Source organism: Streptomyces phaeolivaceus (assembly GCF_009184865.1).
Lineage (GTDB): Bacteria > Actinomycetota > Actinomycetes > Streptomycetales > Streptomycetaceae > Streptomyces > Streptomyces phaeolivaceus.
Genome location: NZ_CP045096.1, coordinates 8,376,113 through 8,394,786, shown reverse-complemented (window position 1 = coordinate 8,394,786; position 18,674 = coordinate 8,376,113). Strand labels below are relative to the sequence as shown.

The following is an 18,674-nucleotide window of genomic DNA, read 5'->3' as shown; positions in this document are numbered from 1 at the left end:
GCCTGACCCCGGCCGGTGGGGGCCGACCCTAGGCGGCGACGTCGCCCGCCTCGCCCTCGGCCCCCTCCTGCCCCTCCTGCCGCCCCCGCAGCCACACGTACACCGGGATGCCCGCGAAGAGGAACAGGGCGCCCTGGTAGACGGCGGCGTAGCCCGCGCCGGCGATCAGCCAGAAGGAGAAGGCGAAGGAGAGGGCGGCGACGATCAGGTCGCGGACCAGGCCCGCCGGGCGGACGCGCTCGCGGGTGCCCCGGGCCAGCCAGTAGAGCTGGGCGGCGGCGGAGAGCAGGTAGGGGACGCAGCCGGTGAACGTGGTGATGAGGACCAGGACGCGGAAGGCGGTGTCCGGGTCGTCCGCGTAGTTCACTGCGATGAGGAGCGTGCCGAGGACGGCGGTGGCGAGGACGCCGAAGCCGGGGACACCGCCCTTGCCGACCCGGGCGAACGGCTTCGGGAAGAGACCGTCGCGGGCGGCGGCGTACGGCATCTGGGCGCTGAGCAGGACCCAGCCGTTGAGGCAGCCGACGATCGACGCGACGGCGACCAGCGCGATCACCGTGCCGCCCCAGCTGCCCCCGGCGATCGAGTTCACGGCGTCCGCGAAGGGCGCCCCCGAGTCGACGAGTTCCTTGTGCGGGACCAGGCCGAACACCGCGACCGTGCCGAGGATGTAGACGAGCGCGGAGGCGAGGGTGCCGAGGACGCTGGCGCGGCCCACGTTGCGCTCGGGGTCCTTGACCTCTCCGGCGCTGACGGCGGCCGACTCCACGCCGAGGAAGCTGTAGAGAAGGAGCGCGGCCGCGGCGGCGAGCGCGCCGGGGGTGCTCTCGCCGGAGGCGTTGAACGGGCCGTAGTTGTCGAGGTCGATGAAGAACAGCCCGATGGTGGCGACCAGCAGCAGCGGCACGAACTTCAGGACCGTGGAGACGATCTGCACGGCGCCCACATAGCGGGTGCCCGCGAAGTTCGCGGCGGCCGGCAGCCACAGCGCGGCCAGGGCGACCAGCGCGAGGACGACCTTGCTGTCGCCGAGGGGTATCAGCACGTCGACATAGCCGACGACACCGACGGCGAGCGCGGCGATGCTGACCCAGCACATCGTCCAGTACGACCAGGCCGACAGGAAGCCCGCGAAGGGGCCGAAGGCGTCGCGCGGGTAGACGTAGAGGCCGCCGGTGACCGGGCTGCGCCGGGCCAGCTTCCCGAAGAGCAGCGCCAGCAGGACGGCGGCCACGGAGAGGACGGCGAAGGCCAGCAGACTGACCGTGCCGTACGGGGCGACGGCGGCCGGGAGCGTGAAGATGCCGCCGCCGATGATGTTGCCCATGACGAGGGCGGTCGCCGCGGCGAGACCGAACTTGCGGCCCGGGGCGGCGGTGCTCGCGCCGGTGGCCGGTTCCGGCTCGGTGGTCTCGGGGGTGCTGGTGGTGGTCATGGCGGTTCCCGGGGGATGGGGAGGGGTGGGGACGGGGAGGGCGTGATCGTACCGCCGGGTTCCACATCGTGGTCAATCTGTTCATGGACTGGACACAATCGGCTGCGGGCGCCCGCGCCTGGACTACCGTCGTCGGCATGACCAGCAACGCACCCGGCGGCTTCCCGCACATCCCCGGTCCTCCCGTCGGCCCCTTCGCGGCGGCTCTCGCCGCCGAGGTCCTCGTCCTCGACGGCGGTATGTCCAACCAGTTGCAGACGGCCGGGCACGATCTGAGCGACGAACTCTGGTCGGCGCGGCTGCTCGTGGAGCGACCGGAGGCGATCACCGAGGCCCATCTCGCGTACTACGAGGCGGGCGCGAGCGTGGCGATCACCGCCAGCTACCAGGCCACCTTCGAGGGCTTCGGCAAGCGCGGGATCCGGCGCGAGCGGGCGGCCGAACTCATGTCCCTGAGCGTCGAGTTGGCCGTGGACGCGGCGGTCGAGGCCAAGGCGAAGGGCAGCACGCGCCCGCTGCTGGTGGCCGCCTCGGTCGGCCCGTACGGGGCGATGCTCGCGGACGGCTCCGAGTACCGGGGCCGGTACGGGCTGAGCGTGGCCGAGCTGGAACGGTTCCACCGGCCCCGGCTGGAGGTGCTGGCCGCCACCCACCCCGATGTCCTGGCCATGGAGACGATCCCGGACACCGACGAGGCCGAGGCGTTGCTGCGGGCGGTCCGCGGACTGGATGTGCCCGCCTGGCTGACGTACACCGTGGCCGGCGACCGCACCCGCGCCGGGCAGCCGCTGGAGGAGGCCTTCGCGCTCGCCGCCGACGCCGAGGAGGTCGTCGCCGTGGGCGTGAACTGCTGCTCGCCCGACGATGTGGACGGCGCGATCGAGACGGCCGTCCGGGTCACCGGCAAGCCGGTCGTCGTCTATCCGAACAGCGGCGAGGTCTGGGACGCGTCCGCGCGGCGCTGGACCGGGCGGTCGACGTTCACCGCCGCGCAGGTGGAGGGGTGGCGGGCGGCCGGGGCCCGGCTGATCGGCGGCTGCTGCCGGGTCGGTCCGGAGGCGATCTCGGACATCGCGAGGACACTCGGCTGACCGACGGGGGTCACCCGCCGCCGGTGCGCGCTGCTAGCCTCCGTTCCGGGGTAACCGGTTACCGAGGTGTTGCCGAGAGGCGGGTGGGGCGGGCATGACGAGGAAGAACGCCGACGGCGGGGGCCGCAGCACGATCCGGGACGTCGCCGCGCGGGCGGGGGTCTCGGCGGCCACCGTGTCGCGGGTGCTCGGCGGGGTCTACCCGGTGAGCACGGCGACCCGGACACAGGTCCTGCGGGCCGTCCGTGAACTGGACTACGTCGCCGACGCCCGCGCCAAGGCGATCGCCGGGGCCGGCACCCCCACCCTCGGTTTCGTCCTCGACGACATCACCGGCCCCTCGTTCGCGCTGATGGCGCACGGGGTGGAGCGCGAGGCGACCCGGCTCGGGCATCTCTGCCTGGTGTGCAGCACCGACGGTGACGCGGCGCACGAGTCGGACTTCATCGAGACGATGCGGGCGCAGCGGGCCGCCGCGGTCATCCTGGTCGGCGGCGGCGCGGACACCCCCGAGTACCGGTCGCGCACCGCGCGGTTCGCCGACGCGCTGGCGGCGGCCGGGTCCCGGCTGGTGCTGTGCGGACGGCCGCCGCTGGATCCCGGGGCACCGGTCACGGTCATCGAGTACGACAACGAGGGCGGCGCGTACGCCCTGTGCGCGCACGTCCTGTCCCGGGGCCACCGGCGGATCCTCTTCCTGGGCGGCGAGCCGGAGCACACGACCGCGCAGGGGCGTGAGCGGGGGTATCTGGCGGCCCATCACGCGCGGGGGGTCGAGGCGGACCCCGCGCTGCGGCTGGCCGGGGACTTCACCCGGGACTCGGGGTACCGGTCGATGCGGCGGGCGCTGGAGACGGGGCTCGACTTCACGGCGGTGATGGCGGCGACGGACATGGTGGCGGCGGGGGCGCTGACCGCGCTGCGTGAGGCGGGGGTGGATGTGCCGGGGGAGGTGTCGCTGGTGGGGTACGACGACATTCCGTTCGCGCGGGATCTGTGGCCGCCGTTGACGACCGTGCGGGTGCCGTACGAGGAACTGGGGCGGCTGGCGGTGCGGACCGCGTTGCGCTCCGCTGGAGTTGGGGACGAGCACCTGTTGTTGGGGACGCATGTGGTGGTGCGGGGGTCTGTGGGGGTGGTCGGGGGCGGGGTCTCGTCTGCCGGGTGAGGTGGTTGGCCGGGTGCGGGTTCGTTGGGGCTGATCGCGCAGTTCCCCGCGCCCCTGAGGGGCGCGGGGTGCGGGTACCCGGTGTCTACTTCGAGCCCGGTGTGGGTCACTTCGGGTCGCTGTTGAACTTCGCCGAGGACCAGGTGTAGCCGAGGGCCGCCAGGGCGAGGCACCAGGCGAGGGCGAGCCAGCCGTTGTGGCCGATCTCGGTGCCGAGGAGGAGGCCGCGCAGGGTCTCGATGGCCGGGGTGAAGGGCTGGTACTCGGCGATGGGCTGGAACCAGCCGGGCATCGTGTCGGCGGGGATGAAGGCGCTGGAGATGAGCGGCAGGAGGATCAGCGGCTGGGCGCTGTTGGCCGCGGCCTCGGCGTTCGGGCTGGACAGGCCCATGCCGACCGCGATCCAGGTCAGCGCCAGGGAGAAGAGGACGAGCAGCCCGAACGCGGCCAGCCACTCCAGGACGGTGGCGCCGGTGGACCGGAAGCCGATGGCCACACCGACCGCGCCGACGAGGACCACGCTGGCCACGCACTGCAGCACGCTGCCGACGACATGCCCGATGAGGACGGAACCCCGGTGGATCGCCATCGTCCGGAAGCGGGCGATGATGCCCTCGTTCATGTCGGTGGAGACGGACACCGCCGTTCCGACGACCGTGCCGCCGATGGTCAGCAGCAGGATGCCCGGGACGATGTAGGCGATGTAGTCGGAGCGGTCGCTGCCGCCGATGCCCGCGCTCATCACGTCGCCGAAGATGTAGACGAAGAGCAGCAACAGCATGATCGGGGTCAGCAGCAGGTTCAGGGTGAGCGACGGATAGCGGCGCGCGTGCAGGAGGTTGCGGCGCAGCATGGTGTTCGAGTCGCGGACGGCGAGGGCGAGGGCGCTCATCGGGCGTTCTCCTTGGGCTGGTTGGGGACGGTGCCCGTGACGGTGGTCGGGGCGGTGCCCGTGGCAGTGGTCGGGCCGGTCAGGGCGAAGAACACGTCGTCGAGGTCGGGGGTGTGCACGGTGAGTTCGTCGGCCTCGATGCCGGCGGAGTCCAACTGGTCCAGGACGGCGCGCAGTTCGCGCTGGGTGCCGCCGCTGGGGAGCTGGAGGGCGAGGGCCTCGTGGTCCCGGGTGACCTCGCGCAGCGCGGAGGCGGCGGCGCGGTAGGCGTCCGGGTCGGTGAAACGGAGGCGGACGTGCCCGCCGGGGATGAGGCGCTTGAGTTCCTCGGCGCTGCCTTCGGCGGCGATCTTGCCGTTGTTCAGCACCGCGATGCGGTCGGCGAGTTCGTCGGCCTCTTCGAGGTACTGGGTGGTGAGGAAGACGGTGACGCCGTCGGAGACGAGTTCGCGGATGATCTGCCACATGTTGTGGCGGGAGCGGGGGTCGAGGCCGGTGGTGGGTTCGTCGAGGAAGATGATCCTCGGGGCGCCGACCAGGGTCATGGCGATGTCCAGGCGGCGCTTCATGCCGCCGGAGTAGGTGGAGGCGGGCTTCTTCGCGGCCTCCACCAGGTCGAAGCGCTCCAGGAGTTCGGCGGTGACCCGTCGCCCCTCGGCCCTGGTCAGGTGGTGCAGGTCGGCCATGAGGAGCATGTTCTCCTCGCCGGTGATCAGCCCGTCGACGGCGGAGAACTGCCCGGTCACCCCGATCGCCGCACGCACCGCCTGCGGATCGGCGACGAGGTCGTGGCCGCCGACGAGGATCGCGCCGGAGCCGGGGCCGGCGGAGATGAGGGTGGAGAGGATCTTGACGGCGGTGGTCTTGCCCGCGCCGTTCGGGCCCAGCAGGGAGAAGATCGTGCCCTCGGGGACGGTCAGGTCGATGCCGTCGAGGACGACCTTGTCGCCGTAGGACTTGCGCAGCCCGTGCGCCGCGATGGCCGGGTCGGTCATGACAGATGCTCCTTCAGAGCCTCGGGTCGGAGAGCGTGGGCGGGGGTCAGAGGCTGCGGGCGTCGATGTCGCCGTAGCCGGTGGTCGCGCGGATGTCGAGCTGGGCGGTGGCGCCCTCGCTGTTCTTGAGCGTGTTGCGGACGCGGCCGTAGGAGGTGCCGGCGTCCAGCGAGGCCGAGACCCCGGTGGCGGCGCCGATGGAGATCTCGCCGTGCCCGGTGCGCAGGGAGACGGTGCCGCGCACGGCCTCGGTGACCCGCAGGTCGCCCTTGCCGCTGGTGATGTCGGCGGGGCCGTCCAGGCGGCCCACCAGGGCGTCGCCGGCCAGCAGGTTCAGACGGGCGCTCGCGGCCTCGTCGAGCTTGACCCGTCCGTGCGCGCCGTCGATGGCCACATCGCCCAGCCGTCCGACGCCGCGGAACTCGGCGGCGGCGGCCTTCGCCTCGACCCGGGAGCCGGACGGCAGTTGCACGGTGACCTCCAGGGTTCCGGAGGGGCCGAACAACTCGTTCCTGGCTTTCGGGGCGTCGATCCGCAGCACTCCGTCGCGGTAGTCGACCGTGGTCTCCTCGGCGGCCCTGATGTCACGGCTCTTGGAGGCGTTGGCGGGCCGGACCTCGACGGTGGTGTCGGCCCGGTCGGCCGCGATGAGCTGGACGCGCCCTGCGGTGATGTTGAGGACCGCGGCGATCGGGGCGGGGGTGTCGAACTTCTGCATCGTGCTCTCCTCGGCTCGTCGTTTCTGACGATGGAAAAGCTACGTTGCATTCAAAGATCTAGCAACACACTCGTTGCACGTGAATAGCATTTCCCCAGTTCAAAGCCGCTAATTTGTTGCAACGGCCTACCGAGTAACGCAACAAGCGGCACAGTGGGCGTTGCAATGAATTGGCAGTGAACGCTATAGTGGGCGCACCACGGAGCACGAAGGAGACAGCGATGCCGGGAGGCAGGCTCACTCAGCAGGAACGCCAGCAGATCGCACTGGGGCTGGCCGACGGCCTCGCCTACGCCGAGATCGCCAGACGGCTCGACCGCCCGACGTCGACGGTCACCCGTGAGGTGATGCGCAACGGCGGCCCCACCGCCTATCGCGCCGACCTCGCCCACCGGGCCACCGAGCGCCGCGCGCACCGGCGCCGCCAGACCACCTCCCGGGAGGCCCGGACGCCCGAGCAGGCCCATGGGCGTGACGCCGAGGCCGTACGCGAGTACGAGGAGACGTTCACGACCGTCATGATGGCCTCGGGCATGCCCACGATGATGGCGCGGGTGATGGCCTGCCTCACCCTCACCGACTCCGGCAGCCTCACCGCGGCCGAACTGGCGCAGCGCCTCCAGGTCAGCCCGGCGTCCATCTCCAAGGCGATCGCCTACCTCGACAGCCAGGGCATGGTCCGCCGGGAGCAGGGCGAACGCCGCCGGGAGCGGTATGTCGTCGACGACGACGTCTGGTACCAGTCCATGATCGCCAGCGCCCGTGCCCTCGCCCGGATCGTCGAGATCGCCCGTCAGGGCGTGGGCGTCCTCGGCGCCGGCACCCCTGCCTCCTCCCGGCTGGAGAACGTCGCCCGTTTCCTCGACTTCGTCGGCGAGAGCTCCATCCGCGCCGCGGAACAGGCCCGCGAGATCCTCCACACCAAGCCGCGCACCCCCACGGCCGAGGCGGACGACACGGCCGAGCCCGGTACGGGGCCCGGTACGGGGCCCGGTACGGGGCCCGGTACGGGGCCCGGTACCGGGCCCGGTACGGGGCCCGGTACGGGGCGCGGATAACCGGTCCGGGTTCAGGGAGTCCGGCGGAAGCGGCGCAGGGCCGGGAGGGGCCCTCCGCCGGAGGTGACGAAGGTGCCGGCGCCCTGGACTCTGCGGGGCCGTCGCGCGTCCGCGTCCCAGAGGGCCAGCTCGGGGTCGTAGGGGCCGAGGACGATCCGGTCGCCGCCCGGGGCCTCCGGGGTGTCGAAGACCCGGACCGGATGCCCGGCGTGCCAGGCGGGCCAGCCGGGCGTGCCGTCCGTCGCGAAGCGGACCCAGGCGGAGTGCAGGGCCGTGGCGAGATCGCGCGGGGCGTGGTCACCGGCGAGCTTGGCGGAGGCGGGGGTGTCGCCGGTGTCGAAGACGAAGCCGAGTTCGAGGGCGTGGCAGGAGCCGAGGCCGGGGACGCCGGAGGACCAGGCGAACTCGTAGAGGTAGGACCGGGCCCGCTCCTGGCCGAGGCGGGCGTCCGCCACCCGGTGCAGGGGGACGCGCAGGAGGTGGTCGGTGACGAGTTGGCCGACCAGGTCGGCGGTGCCCTTGTCGGGGTGGAGGTCGCGGTAGCCGCGCGGGACCTCGGGGCCGCAGTGGCAGCGGGCGCGGGCACCGGCGAGGGCGACCGTGCCGAGGCGGTCGACGCGTTCCTGGAGGCCGCCGGGGACCAGCCAGAGGCGGTGTTCGTCGCGGGTCCAGCCCATGAGGAGGTCGACCCCGGGGGCCGCGCCGTGCTCGGTCAGGGCCCGCAGCGGGTCGGTGGGCAGCAGATCGCCGTCGACGACGATGCCGAAGGCGGGGCCGCCCAGCACCGGGCTGCCGAGCCTGCCGACCTCGGTCTGCGCCTCGACGAGGACGGAGCGGTCCACGGCGGCGAAGGCCTCGGCGGTCGCCGGGACCTTCAGCCGGTTCGCCATCCGCCGGACCATCCGGCGCACCTTGTCCCGGTCCAGCGCCTCGGGCGGGCCGCTCTGCAGCACGGCCCGCCGGAACAGCCCCCGCGCCCGGGGGACGGCCAGCAGCGCGCCGACGCTGATGGCGCCCGCCGACTGGCCGAACAGGGTCACCCGGTCCGGGTCGCCGCCGAACGCGGCGATCGACTCCCGCACCCACTCCAGGGCGGCCAGCTGGTCGCGCAGTCCGAGGTTGGGCGGGGCGTCCGGGAAGAGGCCGTAACCCTCCACGCCCAGGCGGTAGTTGACGGAGACCAGCACCACGCCGTCGCGGGCGAAGGCGGCGCCGTCGTAGACGGGGACCGCCGACGAGCCCCGGGTGAGGGCGCCGCCGTGCAGGAAGACCATGACGGGCAGCCGGGCCCCGGGGTCCGGCCGCGGCGTCCACACGTTCAGGTTGAGGCAGTCGTCGCCCGGCACGACGGGGTCCGACAGATAGCGGGCGAACGCCTCCGAGTACGGCGGTTTCGGAGGCGTCGGACCGAAGGCGAGGGCGTCCCGCACCCCCGCCCAGGGCTCGGGCGGCACGGGCGGGCGGAACCGGCGGGGGCCGAAGGGCGGGGCCGCGTACGGGATGCCCCGGAAGACCGCGATCCGGTCCGGGTGGCCGTCCCGGTCCACGTAGGTGCCGCGTACGTCCCCGTACGGCGTCCTGACCACGGGGCCGTCCTGCCGGTCTGCCGCCATCGCGCACCAGCTCCTCACGCCCGCTCGCTCACTCGTGCACCCTCGTTCACCTCAGAGCACCACATCCCTTCGCGGTATTCCGGTCGTACCGGGGCTCAGACGGCCGTTCGGGCGACGGTGGACCTGCGGCTGCCCCGTGGCGGACCTGCGGCTACTTGGCGTACATGAGCGTGCCGAAGCCCAGCTGGTCGTAGCCGCCGCTGGCGGAGCCGTAGTCCCCGCCGCCGCCCTCGGGGCGGACCTGTTCGGCCATGGCGGTGATGTACGGGACGGACAGGCCCCGGCGGCGCGCGTAGTGGTAGTGGACGAGGTCCCAGACCGGGCGGAGCTGGCCCCGGCTCGCGGAGGAGACGGCGGTGTGGGTCTGCTGGGCGCAGTTCTGGCCGCTGCCCCAGGTGTAGGTGGTGAAGGGGACGTCCTGGCCGAGGTTGTACTTGGCGACGTACTGGGCGCCCTTCATGAACCGGTTGCCGTCATAGCCGTAGAGGTCGTCGCCCTGTGACCAGGCCGTCTCGCAGAAGGCGCCCATCAGGCCGATGCCCATGACGCTGTGGCCCTGGTCGCGGCCCGCCTCCTGCCACTGGCCGAGGGCGTAACCGGCGGAGTCGGTGTGCGGATACGGGACGGCGTGGGTGATCGAGCCGTTGCCCGCGCCGGTCTTGAAGTAGTTCACGGCCTGGTCGTACTTGGCGCCGTCGTCGCACAGGATCCCGATCGCGAGGATCGAGTTCATGGTGCACAGGTCCCAGTTGGCCCAGTAGTTGGTGACGCAGGCGTCGTTGTGGCCGGTCAGGAACTGGTTGTTGAGCGGGTAGAAGACGTTCAGCATCATCGTCCTGAAGCGGTCCAGGTCGAATCCGCTGTGGCCGCGCATGAGTTCGGCGGCGTTGGCGAACTGGTAGCCGTAGATCCCGGCGGCCAGGAACCGGTCGGCGTTGCCGGTGACGGTGGTGAGCGTCGCCGACCAGGCGTTGAGGATACGGACGGCCGTGTCGCCGTGGGCGGTGGTGCCGGCGATCCTCCAGCGCAGGGCGTTCTGGTAGGCGGCGTGGATGTCGTTGTAGAGGATGCCGTAGTTCTGGCCCGTGCCGCCGCGGATGACGGTGGCCTGCGGGTTGGGGGTCCAGGTGCTCGCGGAGTGGGAGTTGGCGGTCAGCCGGTTCCAGCCGGACAGCCAGGGGTCGTCCCCGGCGGCCACCCGCACCTTGGCGCGGTTGAGTTCGCCGTAGGCGTGCAGCATGCCGGGGTGGGTGAAGGTGGCCGGGGCCGCCTCGGCCGTCGTCGCGACGGAGGCGGCGCCCAGTGCGAGGGCGGCGGTGAGACCGCCGGCGGTCCTGAGCAGACCGCGACGGCCCAACTCGCCCTCGGGGACGGACTCGTCGGTGTTCCTGTGGGGGGAAGTGCGGCTCATCGGTACATCTCCGATCCTCAGATAGGGGTGATGCTCACCAAAGGTGACGGTATCGCCGCCGACCTCGTGCGCGATGCCGTACGACAGGGGGCGGATCCGCGCGGAGGGGATCGTGCCCTTGGAGGAGGTGACCTGGACCTCCACGGTGCCTCGGAAGTCGAGGTTGGCGACCGAGGAGCTGCGGACGACTCCCGCGCCGGTCTTCTCGTCGATGGTCTTGGTACGGGCCCGGATGACGGGCACCGGCCGCCAAACGCCGCCCGGGGTACGGGCCTTGACGGAGAAGCTGGTGTTGAGCGGCAGTTCGGCCGGCACCGGGTGCACCACCAGCCGGTCGGCCCCCGGTCCACCGGCCGCGCTCGCGGTGCCGGTGGCCGTTCCGATCAGGGAGTACGCGGCGGCCGTGGCACCGGCGGCCTGGAGAAGGGGGCGCCGGGACGGACCGGAGCCCTGGGTGTCGGTCAAGAGCAACGTCCTTGCCTGCGAGGAGAGTCAGGGGGTGACGTGGGCGATCGCCCTGGGGCGCCCGGGAGCCGTCTGAGCCCGAAGACGGGCATCCGGGTCGGCCCGTCGTTGGACAACCGGTTTCTACCTGCCGACGAAGCAGAGCTTGTTCCTGACCGCAAACCGCGTCAAGGGTCTTGAACCGGTTTTCGAAAACTCTGCGGGAACCGGTTGTTTCGGCCGGCACCCCTCCGCCACCCGATCAAGACGATTGACCACCCGTCGAAGCCGCGCCTACGGTAGAAGACGTTTTCTGAACTGATCGCGCAGCAACTCCCGCGCCCACCCCCTCCCGACTCTCCAGGAGAGCCATGCCCAGCGCCCAGCCGACGCGAGCCGTGTTCGCCATGGATCCGGTGCATCTGCCCCTGCTCTTCCCGCCGCAGCTCATGGCACGGTTGCGCCAAGTGGCCGAGATCGACCCCGAGTTCGTCGTACGGGACTTCGCCGACCCCGCCGCCGCCGCGGTACTGGCCGGGGCCGAGGCGCTGATCACCGGCTGGGGCTGCCCGCATCTCGACGCGGACGTCCTGGCGGCGGCGCCCCGGCTGCGTACCGTCCTGCACGCCGCGGGCTCGGTCCGGGCGCTGGTCGGCGAGGCCCTGTGGCAGCGCGGGGTCAGCGTCTCCAGCGCGGTCGCCGGGAACGCGCTGCCGGTCGCCGAGTACACCCTCGCGATGATCCTGCTGGCCGGGAAGGACACCTTCGACCAGCGCGAACGCTTCCGGAGGACCCACACCTACCCCTCCCCCGCCGAGACCGCCACCCTCGGCAACGTCGGCCGCCGCGTCGGCGTCATCGGGGCCTCGCGCGTGGGCCGCCGACTCCTGGACCTGCTGAAACCCTTCGACTTCGCCGTCTCGCTGTACGACCCGTACGTCAGCGCGGCGGGTGCCGTCGCGCTGGGCGCCGAACCGATGACGCTGGAGGACCTGCTGCGCACCAGCGACATCGTCAGCCTGCACGCCCCCGACATCCCCGAGACCTATCGCATGCTCGACCGCGGCAGACTCGCGCTGATCAGGGACGGCGGTGTCGTCATCAACACCTCCCGGGGCGCCCTGGTCGACCCCGACGCGCTCGCCGAGGAGCTGCTCTCCGGCCGCCTCCACGCGGTCCTGGACGTCACCGAACCCGAGCCGCTGCCCGTCGGCTCACCGCTCTACCACCTGCCGAACGTCTTCCTCACCCCGCACATCGCGGGCTCCCTCGGCAACGAGCTGGAGCGCCTCGGCCGCACCGTCGTCGAGGAGTTGGAGCGTCTCGCCTCCGGCCTGCCGCCCGCCCACGAGGTACGGCACACGGATCTGGCCCGGGTCGCCTGACCGCCGACCGCATCAACCCGCCCTCGCCACAAACGTTTTCGCGCCCCGAGCGGTCCCGCGCCCCGCGCCTGCGGCACCGTCACCTCGCGCGGTACACCACCGACCTGGGCACTCCCCGCCACACCACGGCCCTCGAACGACGGCTTCCGGCAACCCCACCGACAATCCGGCGTAACAATTTTCCGTCGCGCTCTTGCGATGAGCCGATCGAGGCACCTACGTTTCATAGCAACCGTTTACTACAGCGTTTCCGCAGGGGTTCCGCAGGGGTTCCGAGACCCGAGCCGACAGCCGCATCGCCAGGGCGTGTTTCGGAAGTCCCTTCTGCTCTGCTCGGAAGTCCCTTCTGCTCTGCGACGCCCGGCACGCACTCTCGCCGCACCGGACGCCGCAGAGCCGCCCTTCGGGCGACGAAGTGACTTCCGAAACACGCCCTGTCCGTCGCCCCACCGAGCCGCCCCTCGCTCCCCCTCGCTCCCCCTCGCTCCCCACTTCCGCGATCGTCTACGTCTCGAAGGATGACCGTTCGATGAACTCCCTCAGCCCCCGGAGAAGGTTCGCCCGTGTCGCCGTCGCGAGTGTGGCGCTGACAGGTCTGCTCGCCGCGTGCGGCGGCTCGGACTCCGGCGACGACGGCTCCTCCGGAGCCACCGGCCCGGTCACCCTCCCCTTCTGGGGCTGGGCCAACGGCCAGGAAGCCGTGGTCAAGGCGTTCAACGCCTCCCACAAGGACGTGCAGCTCAAGTACACCAAGGTCACTGACCAGTTGACCATGCAGAAGCAGCTCAGCAACGCGGTGAAAGCGGGCAACGCGCCCTGTCTGCTGCAGAACACCGCCGAGTACGTGACCACTTGGGTGTCGCAGGGCGCGCTCGCCGACATCACCGAGTACGTCGGGTCGAGCGCGGACAGGTTCAACCCCGGCGCGTGGGCCGGTGTCCAGGTGCAGGGCAAGGTCTACGGCGTACCCACCGCCTCGGCGCCCGCGTTCACCATCTACCGCACCGACGTCTTCGAGAAGTACGGCCTCAAGGCGCCCGCCACCTGGGACGACTTCATCGCGGCCGGCAAGGTCCTGAAGAAGCACGACATCCACATCACCAACTACGCCGGTGAGGACCCGAGCACCCTGGAGGTGCTGGCGATGCAGGCGGGCGCCCACTGGTACGCGATAGACGGCGACTCCTGGAAGGTCGACTTCCAGGACGAGGGCAGTCTGAAGGCCGCCGATGTGATCCAGCAGATCATCGACGGCGACCTCAACTCCAAGCTCTCCTTCGCCGACTACGCGGCCGTGCAGCGCAACTTCGACAAGGGCGGCACGGTCACCCGCCAGATCTCCACCTGGCAGATGTCCGGCATGGTGCAGAACTTCACCGACTCCTTCGGCAAGTGGGCGCTGTCGCCGTGGCCGACGTACGAGGGCGAGGCCGCCAAGACCCCGGCCGGCACCAACCAGAGCGGGGGCATGAACCTGGTCACCGAACAGTGCGAGTACAAGAAGCAGGCGGCCGAGGCGGCGCTGTGGCTGTCCACCGACACCGGTGCGGTGAAGACGATGGCCAGCCCGGAGACCGGCAGCGGGGTGATGCCGGCGCTCGCCGACAGCGACTCGTACGTCTCCGAGGCGATCTCCGAGAAGCTGCTCGGCGACCACTACGCGCCCGGTGAGAAGGTCGTCACCGACAGCCTGGGCACCGTCACCGACGACTGGGTCTACGGCCCCAACTGGACGGCCATGTTCACCGAGTTGCAGAGCGAGTGGGGCAAGGTCGTCAGCAAGGAACAGAAGGTCACCGATCTGCTCGCGCACATGCAGGAGTGGACGGTCAAGGACCTGAAGTCGCGCGGTATCAACGTCAAGGGCTGAGGCATCCTTCGATGATTCGCTCCCAACGCTGGAAGGGCGCCGCGTTCACGGTGCCCTTCCAGGTCGGCTTCGTCTTCCTCTATCTGCTGCCCATCGGGTACGCGGCCTACGAGTCGCTGTTCCAGGAGAAGCAGTCCGGGCTCGGGCTCGGCGGCGCGACCCGGGAGTTCTCCGGGCTCGACAACTACCAACTCGGGCTGACCGACTCGGCGTTCATGGGCTCGATCCTGCGGGTCGTGCTGTTCGCCTGTGTGCAGATCCCGTTCATGCTGCTGGTCAGCCTGGTGCTGGCGCTGTTCCTGGACGCGCTCACCTCGAAGGCCGCGAACCGCTTCCGGATCGTGCTGCTGGTCCCGTACATGATCCCGGGCGTGGTCGCGGCGATCGTCTGGATCAATCTGTACAGCCCCGAGGTGGGCCCGCTGACCCCGATCGGCGACCTCTTCGGCTTCGACTGGAACTTCTTCGCGCCGTCCATGGTGTGGCCGTCCATCGGCAATCTGCTCACCTGGCACGGCATCGGCTACAACATGGTGATCATCTACTCGGCGCTCCAGGGCGTCCCCCGCGAACTGTTCGAGGCCGCCCGCCTCGACGGCGCATCCGAGTCCCGGATCGCGCTGAGCATCAAGATCCCGTTCGTACGCGGTGCGTTGGTCCTGACCGGGCTGCTCTCCATCATCCAGATGCTGCAGATCTTCAACGAGCCGGCGCTGTTCCGGAACATCACCCCGGAGACCGTCGACGACAGCTTCACCCCGATCATGATCATCTACAACCAGGCGTTCAACGCGGGCAACTACCCCTACGCCGCCGCCCTTTCGGTGCTCCTCGCCCTGATCCTCGGCATCGCCTCCCTCCTCTTCTACCGGCTGACCTCGAAGGAGGTCGACTGATGGCCACGACCACCGAGTCCCCCAAGAAGGCCCGCGAAGCCGGGAGGTCCGGCGTGCCTCCCGTACGGCGGATCACAGGCCCCGACCCCGCCTCGCGCGGGCGCGGCGGCCAGCGGTTCATCCTGCTCGGTCTGATCCTGGCGAGCCTGTACAGCCTGTTCCCCGTGTACTGGCTGATGATCGCCGCCACCAAGGACCAGGTGGGCCTGTACCAGAGCAACGGCCTGTGGTTCTCCGGTATGCACCTCTGGGACAACCTGCATCAGGTGTTCACCTACGAGGACGGCATCTTCCTGCGCTGGACCGCCAACTCGTTCCTGTACGCCGGTGTCGGCTCCCTCGGCGGCACGCTGATCGCGCTGGCAACCGGTTACGGTCTCGCCCGCTTCGACTTCCCCGGCCGGGGTGTGGTGTTCGCGGCGGTGGTGGGCTCGTTCCTGATCCCCATCGCCCTGCTCACGCTCCCGCTCTATCTGATGTTCTCGAAGATCGGCCTGGTCGACACCCCCTGGGCGATGCTGGTCCCGTGCCTCATCAACCCCTTCAGCGTGTATCTGGCGAAGGTCTACACCGAGGCGACGATCCCCTTCGAACTCCTTGAGGCGGCCCGTATCGACGGCGCCGGCGAGCTGCGGATCTTCTTCAGCATCGTGCTGCGGATGATGACCACGGGCGGGGCGACGGTCTTCCTGCTGGCCTTCGTCAACACCTGGAACGCGTTCTTCCTCCCGCTCACCGTGCTGCGCGGGAAGGAGAACTGGACGCTCAACCTCGGCCTCTACAACTGGTCGGGCAAACGCGCGGAGTCCGGAATCGATGTGACCAGCCTGGTCCTGACCGGTGCGCTGCTGTCCATCATCCCGCTGGCGATCATGATGACCGCGATGCGCCGCTACTGGCGGTCGGGTGTGACCCTGGGGGCGCTCAAGTGACCGTGGCCCGCAACCCGGTCATCCGCGGCTTCGCCCCCGACCCGTCCCTGATCAGGGTGGGCGAGTGGTACTACGTGGCGACCAGCTCCTTCGAGTGGTTCCCGACGATCCCGATCCACCGCTCCAGGGACCTCGCGCACGGGGAGTACGCCGGTCATGTGCGCGGCGCGGCCCCGGGCGGCTCGCTCGCCGGGGTCCCCGACTCGGGCGGCGTCCGGGCCCCGTCACTGAGCTGCGACGGCGACCGTTTCTGGGTGGTCTACACGATCGTGCGGTCGGTCGGCACGCGCTACTTCGACCTCGACACGTACGTCAGCACGGCCCCGGCGGTCGACGGCGACTGGACCGCGCCCCGCCGGGTCGTGAGCCATGGCTTCGACCCGGCCCTGTTCCATCACGAGGGCCGGCTCTGGCTGCTCGACATGCAGAGCGACCACCGGCCCGGCGGGGAGAGGTTCGCCGGGATCGTCCTGACGGAGCTGGACCGCTCGACGCTCCGCCCCCTCGGCGACACCCATCTCCTCCTCCAGCACGACCGGTTGATCGAGGGCCCGAAGCTCCTGCCGCACGACGGCTGGTACTACCTGGTCCTCGCCGAAGCGCGCGATCGGGCGTGGTCCGCCTACTGGGCCGGCGACACGGGCATGGTGAGTACGTACGCGTCGCGCGTCATGCTGGAAGGGCAAGTCAGGTTCGCCAGTGCGACCGGCGCCGAGCGTGAACGGTTGGGGTCCATCCTGGCGAGCACCTACCGGGTCGTCGCCTCTTGCTCGACCGGCTTCGGACAACGGGATCTTGCACTCAGCGCGCTCACAACCGCGAAGAGCCTGGCTCGGGAAGTCGGCAACCCCGTCCTCAGCGCACTTCTCGACTCCACCCTGTCCTGGGTCTACCTACGCGGTGCCAAGCTGCCCCGAGCCGTGGCCGTGGCAGAGCGTGCGGCCCTGGCCATCGAGCCGAGTTTCAGCGACGGCAGTCGGCCCCAACTGATCGCGTACGGGCGAAACATGATCTCGGCAGCCGTGGCCGCATCCCGGCGGGAAGACGGCGAGTCCGCCGACAACTATCTGTCACAGGCCCATGCGGCAGCTGCGCGCCTCGGTCGGGACGAAAAGCTGTACGGAACGTCCTTCGGTCCAACAGCCGCCAAGACAGAGGCAGTTGGCATTCACGTTGCCTTGAAGGACTACGGTCGCGCCCTGCAACTCGCCAACCAGGAAGACCTGCAGAAGCTACCCCAGGGCATGTCGAAGATTGCTCGCAATCGATACAAGCTCGATGTTGCTCTCGCTCAGGCTTCAACGGGCCTGTACGACAAGGCGGGAGACACACTCGTCGAAGTCGGGATGGATGCGCCCGAGTGGGTCAGGCACCAGGCCCTTCCGGGCGTGATCGGCAAGCGTCTGGCGAGGGTCTCGACGGCGAAGGTTCGTCAGATCGGCGACCTCATCGGGGTTCCCCTGATCTCATAACTCCTACGGAGCGTAGGAGTCGAGCCCGTATCACTTCGCTGGGTCGTATGCCACATCACTTCACCTTGCGTGCTCACAGAACCACAATTAGTGCATGGTCAGTGAGCGCAGGAAGCGTCGGCGCGCAACCCCCGGATGGCGCACCACCGAGGACGTCGCACGTCGGCAGAACATCGCCGATGCTGCGACCGAGTTCGAACCGGTCGGCCCCGGAGCGTGGAAGTCCCAGGTCAGCAGATTCCGAGTGATCATCTATCTCTGCGCAGCGCCGAACGCGAACATCAGCGTCCCGCGCGAGCAGTGCGGCGAGTACGCCACGGCGTTCGGGTGGGACGTCGTGGCGGTGATCGAGGACCGCGACGGCCTCGGCCACCCCGGAGAGCGCGAGGGTCTGAAACGGGTACTTGAGCGGATCGAGCAGCGGGAAGCGGGCGCGGTCCTGACGCCTTCCCGCTCGATGATCTCGCCGGTGGCCGAGGAGTACGCCGAGATCTCGCGCCGGATCGAGAAGTGGGGCGCCTTTCTTCAGGTTGCGCATACGGAGCCCGCGCGAGCCCGCGCCGAACGGTGACGCCATGCGTAGCGTGATCAAGTACGTGCCCTACAAGGTGCGACCGGACGACACCGCCGAGATCGAGCACGAGGCTCGGTGTGTCTTCGGGGACGAAGTGGAGTGCGGAGCGGAATCCGGCCCCCGCTCCGACCCCGCCGAGGTTGACGTGTGGATGCGCGAGCACACACGGGAGACGCGCCACGGTCGGTACAGGCAGTCGATGGCTGGCTATGTGCTGTGGGAGGCGATCGAACCCGTACCCTCGCCGGTTGCACCCTGACGGTCGAGCAGTGCAGCCCGCTGACCGCCTAGAGGCGGCCCCCTCTCGAACTCCGTTCAACTACGTGCACGACGACTGTAGTTGCACGGTCCCGTCCGCCAGCAGCAGGGCTGACGGTCGGATGAATTCGACCGACATTGACCGATGTCGGCGATACGAATGAAAGGACGTGCCAATGAGGTGCACACTGGGAACCCTCCGTGGTGACGAGGACAACCAGGGCAACAGCCCGGGCGACCCCGGCAACCCGGTGCCGCAGCCGCAGCCGCAGGACGACCCCCCGACCCCTTCCTGAACGGGTGATCGCATGACGAGTCGCTACAGGCCCATGTCTCCGAGAGAGTTGGCGGAGGATGAGTGGGCAACGGACAACAGGGCCGGTCGGCGCTACTGCCCGACTCATCCGAACCAGCAGATGATTCCCCTGGTCCGGGGCATGGTCGACGCTTGCCCACTCGCGC

The 18,674-nt window shown here is 70.2% G+C and carries 16 protein-coding genes; 10 read left to right on the top strand and 6 right to left on the bottom strand.

What is annotated here, in order from left to right; genetic code table 11:
* Positions 1 to 28: 28 nt before the first annotated feature.
* A complete protein-coding gene (locus F9278_RS38400) occupies positions 29 to 1,435 on the bottom strand; it encodes an amino acid permease (protein WP_152172410.1) in 1,407 nt (468 codons plus the stop codon).
* A 137-nt stretch (positions 1,436 to 1,572) separates the two neighbouring features.
* Here F9278_RS38400 and mmuM point away from each other — a divergent pair, with 137 nt between their 5' ends.
* Positions 1,573 to 2,526 carry a homocysteine S-methyltransferase gene (mmuM, locus tag F9278_RS38395; RefSeq protein ID WP_152172409.1) on the top strand — a complete coding sequence of 318 codons (954 nt, stop codon included), beginning with the start codon at positions 1,573 to 1,575 and terminating at the stop codon, positions 2,524 to 2,526.
* A 94-nt stretch (positions 2,527 to 2,620) separates the two neighbouring features.
* Positions 2,621 to 3,694 carry a LacI family DNA-binding transcriptional regulator gene (locus F9278_RS38390; protein ID WP_152172408.1) on the top strand — a complete coding sequence of 358 codons (1,074 nt, stop codon included), beginning with the start codon at positions 2,621 to 2,623 and terminating at the stop codon, positions 3,692 to 3,694.
* A 106-nt stretch (positions 3,695 to 3,800) separates the two neighbouring features.
* Here the strand turns inward: F9278_RS38390 and F9278_RS38385 are convergent, their stop codons facing one another.
* Genes F9278_RS38385 through F9278_RS38375 form a run of 3 tightly spaced genes read right to left on the bottom strand, consistent with a single transcriptional unit; the run spans position 3,801 to position 6,299 of the window.
* Entirely contained in the window at positions 3,801 to 4,586 is a 786-nt protein-coding gene (locus F9278_RS38385) for an ABC transporter permease (protein ID WP_152172407.1), read from the bottom strand.
* On the bottom strand, positions 4,583 to 5,581 hold the full coding sequence (locus F9278_RS38380; RefSeq protein ID WP_152172406.1) for an ATP-binding cassette domain-containing protein: 999 nt from the start codon (positions 5,579 to 5,581) through the stop codon (positions 4,583 to 4,585). The genes F9278_RS38385 and F9278_RS38380 overlap by 4 nt, the downstream gene beginning before the upstream one ends.
* 46 nt (positions 5,582 to 5,627) lie before the next feature.
* On the bottom strand, positions 5,628 to 6,299 hold the full coding sequence (locus tag F9278_RS38375; protein WP_152172405.1) for a DUF4097 family beta strand repeat-containing protein: 672 nt from the start codon (positions 6,297 to 6,299) through the stop codon (positions 5,628 to 5,630).
* Positions 6,300 to 6,520: 221 nt separating this feature from the next.
* On the opposite strand from F9278_RS38375, the gene F9278_RS38370 reads away from it, so the two are divergent.
* The gene (locus F9278_RS38370) at positions 6,521 to 7,357 is read left to right on the top strand and encodes a GbsR/MarR family transcriptional regulator (RefSeq protein ID WP_152172404.1); all 837 of its coding nucleotides are present in this window, start codon (positions 6,521 to 6,523) and stop codon (positions 7,355 to 7,357) included.
* A gap of 11 nt (positions 7,358 to 7,368) precedes the next feature.
* Here F9278_RS38370 and F9278_RS38365 read toward each other — a convergent pair whose 3' ends face one another.
* The gene (locus F9278_RS38365; RefSeq protein WP_152172403.1) at positions 7,369 to 8,970 is read right to left on the bottom strand and encodes a carboxylesterase/lipase family protein; all 1,602 of its coding nucleotides are present in this window, start codon (positions 8,968 to 8,970) and stop codon (positions 7,369 to 7,371) included.
* A 151-nt stretch (positions 8,971 to 9,121) separates the two neighbouring features.
* Entirely contained in the window at positions 9,122 to 10,381 is a 1,260-nt protein-coding gene (locus F9278_RS38360; protein WP_152174381.1) for an alginate lyase family protein, read from the bottom strand.
* Positions 10,382 to 11,196: 815 nt separating this feature from the next.
* Between F9278_RS38360 and F9278_RS38355 the strand changes: the two genes are divergently transcribed.
* The 7 genes from F9278_RS38355 (at position 11,197) to F9278_RS38325 (ending at position 18,213) form a co-directional block, all read left to right on the top strand.
* Positions 11,197 to 12,210, top strand: coding sequence for a hydroxyacid dehydrogenase (locus F9278_RS38355; protein WP_193241829.1), 1,014 nt, complete (start codon positions 11,197 to 11,199; stop codon positions 12,208 to 12,210).
* Between the two features lie 529 nt (positions 12,211 to 12,739).
* Complete coding sequence (locus F9278_RS38350) at positions 12,740 to 14,080, top strand: ABC transporter substrate-binding protein (RefSeq protein ID WP_152172402.1); 1,341 nt, start codon at positions 12,740 to 12,742, stop codon at positions 14,078 to 14,080.
* Positions 14,081 to 14,091: 11 nt separating this feature from the next.
* Positions 14,092 to 14,976, top strand: coding sequence for a carbohydrate ABC transporter permease (locus tag F9278_RS38345; RefSeq protein WP_152172401.1), 885 nt, complete (start codon positions 14,092 to 14,094; stop codon positions 14,974 to 14,976).
* The gene (locus tag F9278_RS38340) at positions 14,976 to 15,908 is read left to right on the top strand and encodes a carbohydrate ABC transporter permease (RefSeq protein ID WP_226967131.1); all 933 of its coding nucleotides are present in this window, start codon (positions 14,976 to 14,978) and stop codon (positions 15,906 to 15,908) included. Before F9278_RS38345 ends, F9278_RS38340 begins: the two co-directional genes overlap by 1 nt.
* Entirely contained in the window at positions 15,905 to 17,380 is a 1,476-nt protein-coding gene (locus F9278_RS47730; protein ID WP_152172400.1) for a family 43 glycosylhydrolase, read from the top strand. Before F9278_RS38340 ends, F9278_RS47730 begins: the two co-directional genes overlap by 4 nt.
* 94 nt (positions 17,381 to 17,474) lie before the next feature.
* Positions 17,475 to 17,951 (top strand): recombinase family protein, encoded by a 477-nt coding sequence (locus F9278_RS38330; RefSeq protein ID WP_152172399.1) that lies wholly within the window; start codon positions 17,475 to 17,477, stop codon positions 17,949 to 17,951.
* Positions 17,952 to 17,955: 4 nt separating this feature from the next.
* Entirely contained in the window at positions 17,956 to 18,213 is a 258-nt protein-coding gene (locus F9278_RS38325) for a DUF7848 domain-containing protein (RefSeq protein WP_152172398.1), read from the top strand.
* Positions 18,214 to 18,674: the final 461 nt, after the last annotated feature.

What these genes read in the sequence shown, in the direction of transcription:
- F9278_RS38400 (WP_152172410.1), bottom strand. Translation starts at nt 1,435, where the DNA reads ATGACCACCACCAGCACCCCCGAGACCACCGAGCCGGAACCGGCCACC.
- mmuM (WP_152172409.1), top strand. Translation starts at nt 1,573, where the DNA reads ATGACCAGCAACGCACCCGGCGGCTTCCCGCACATCCCCGGTCCTCCC.
- F9278_RS38390 (WP_152172408.1), top strand. Translation starts at nt 2,621, where the DNA reads ATGACGAGGAAGAACGCCGACGGCGGGGGCCGCAGCACGATCCGGGAC.
- F9278_RS38385 (WP_152172407.1), bottom strand. Translation starts at nt 4,586, where the DNA reads ATGAGCGCCCTCGCCCTCGCCGTCCGCGACTCGAACACCATGCTGCGC.
- F9278_RS38380 (WP_152172406.1), bottom strand. Translation starts at nt 5,581, where the DNA reads ATGACCGACCCGGCCATCGCGGCGCACGGGCTGCGCAAGTCCTACGGC.
- F9278_RS38375 (WP_152172405.1), bottom strand. Translation starts at nt 6,299, where the DNA reads ATGCAGAAGTTCGACACCCCCGCCCCGATCGCCGCGGTCCTCAACATC.
- F9278_RS38370 (WP_152172404.1), top strand. Translation starts at nt 6,521, where the DNA reads ATGCCGGGAGGCAGGCTCACTCAGCAGGAACGCCAGCAGATCGCACTG.
- F9278_RS38365 (WP_152172403.1), bottom strand. Translation starts at nt 8,970, where the DNA reads ATGGCGGCAGACCGGCAGGACGGCCCCGTGGTCAGGACGCCGTACGGG.
- F9278_RS38360 (WP_152174381.1), bottom strand. Translation starts at nt 10,381, where the DNA reads ATGAGCCGCACTTCCCCCCACAGGAACACCGACGAGTCCGTCCCCGAG.
- F9278_RS38355 (WP_193241829.1), top strand. Translation starts at nt 11,197, where the DNA reads ATGCCCAGCGCCCAGCCGACGCGAGCCGTGTTCGCCATGGATCCGGTG.
- F9278_RS38350 (WP_152172402.1), top strand. Translation starts at nt 12,740, where the DNA reads ATGAACTCCCTCAGCCCCCGGAGAAGGTTCGCCCGTGTCGCCGTCGCG.
- F9278_RS38345 (WP_152172401.1), top strand. Translation starts at nt 14,092, where the DNA reads ATGATTCGCTCCCAACGCTGGAAGGGCGCCGCGTTCACGGTGCCCTTC.
- F9278_RS38340 (WP_226967131.1), top strand. Translation starts at nt 14,976, where the DNA reads ATGGCCACGACCACCGAGTCCCCCAAGAAGGCCCGCGAAGCCGGGAGG.
- F9278_RS38330 (WP_152172399.1), top strand. Translation starts at nt 17,475, where the DNA reads ATGGTCAGTGAGCGCAGGAAGCGTCGGCGCGCAACCCCCGGATGGCGC.
- F9278_RS38325 (WP_152172398.1), top strand. Translation starts at nt 17,956, where the DNA reads ATGCGTAGCGTGATCAAGTACGTGCCCTACAAGGTGCGACCGGACGAC.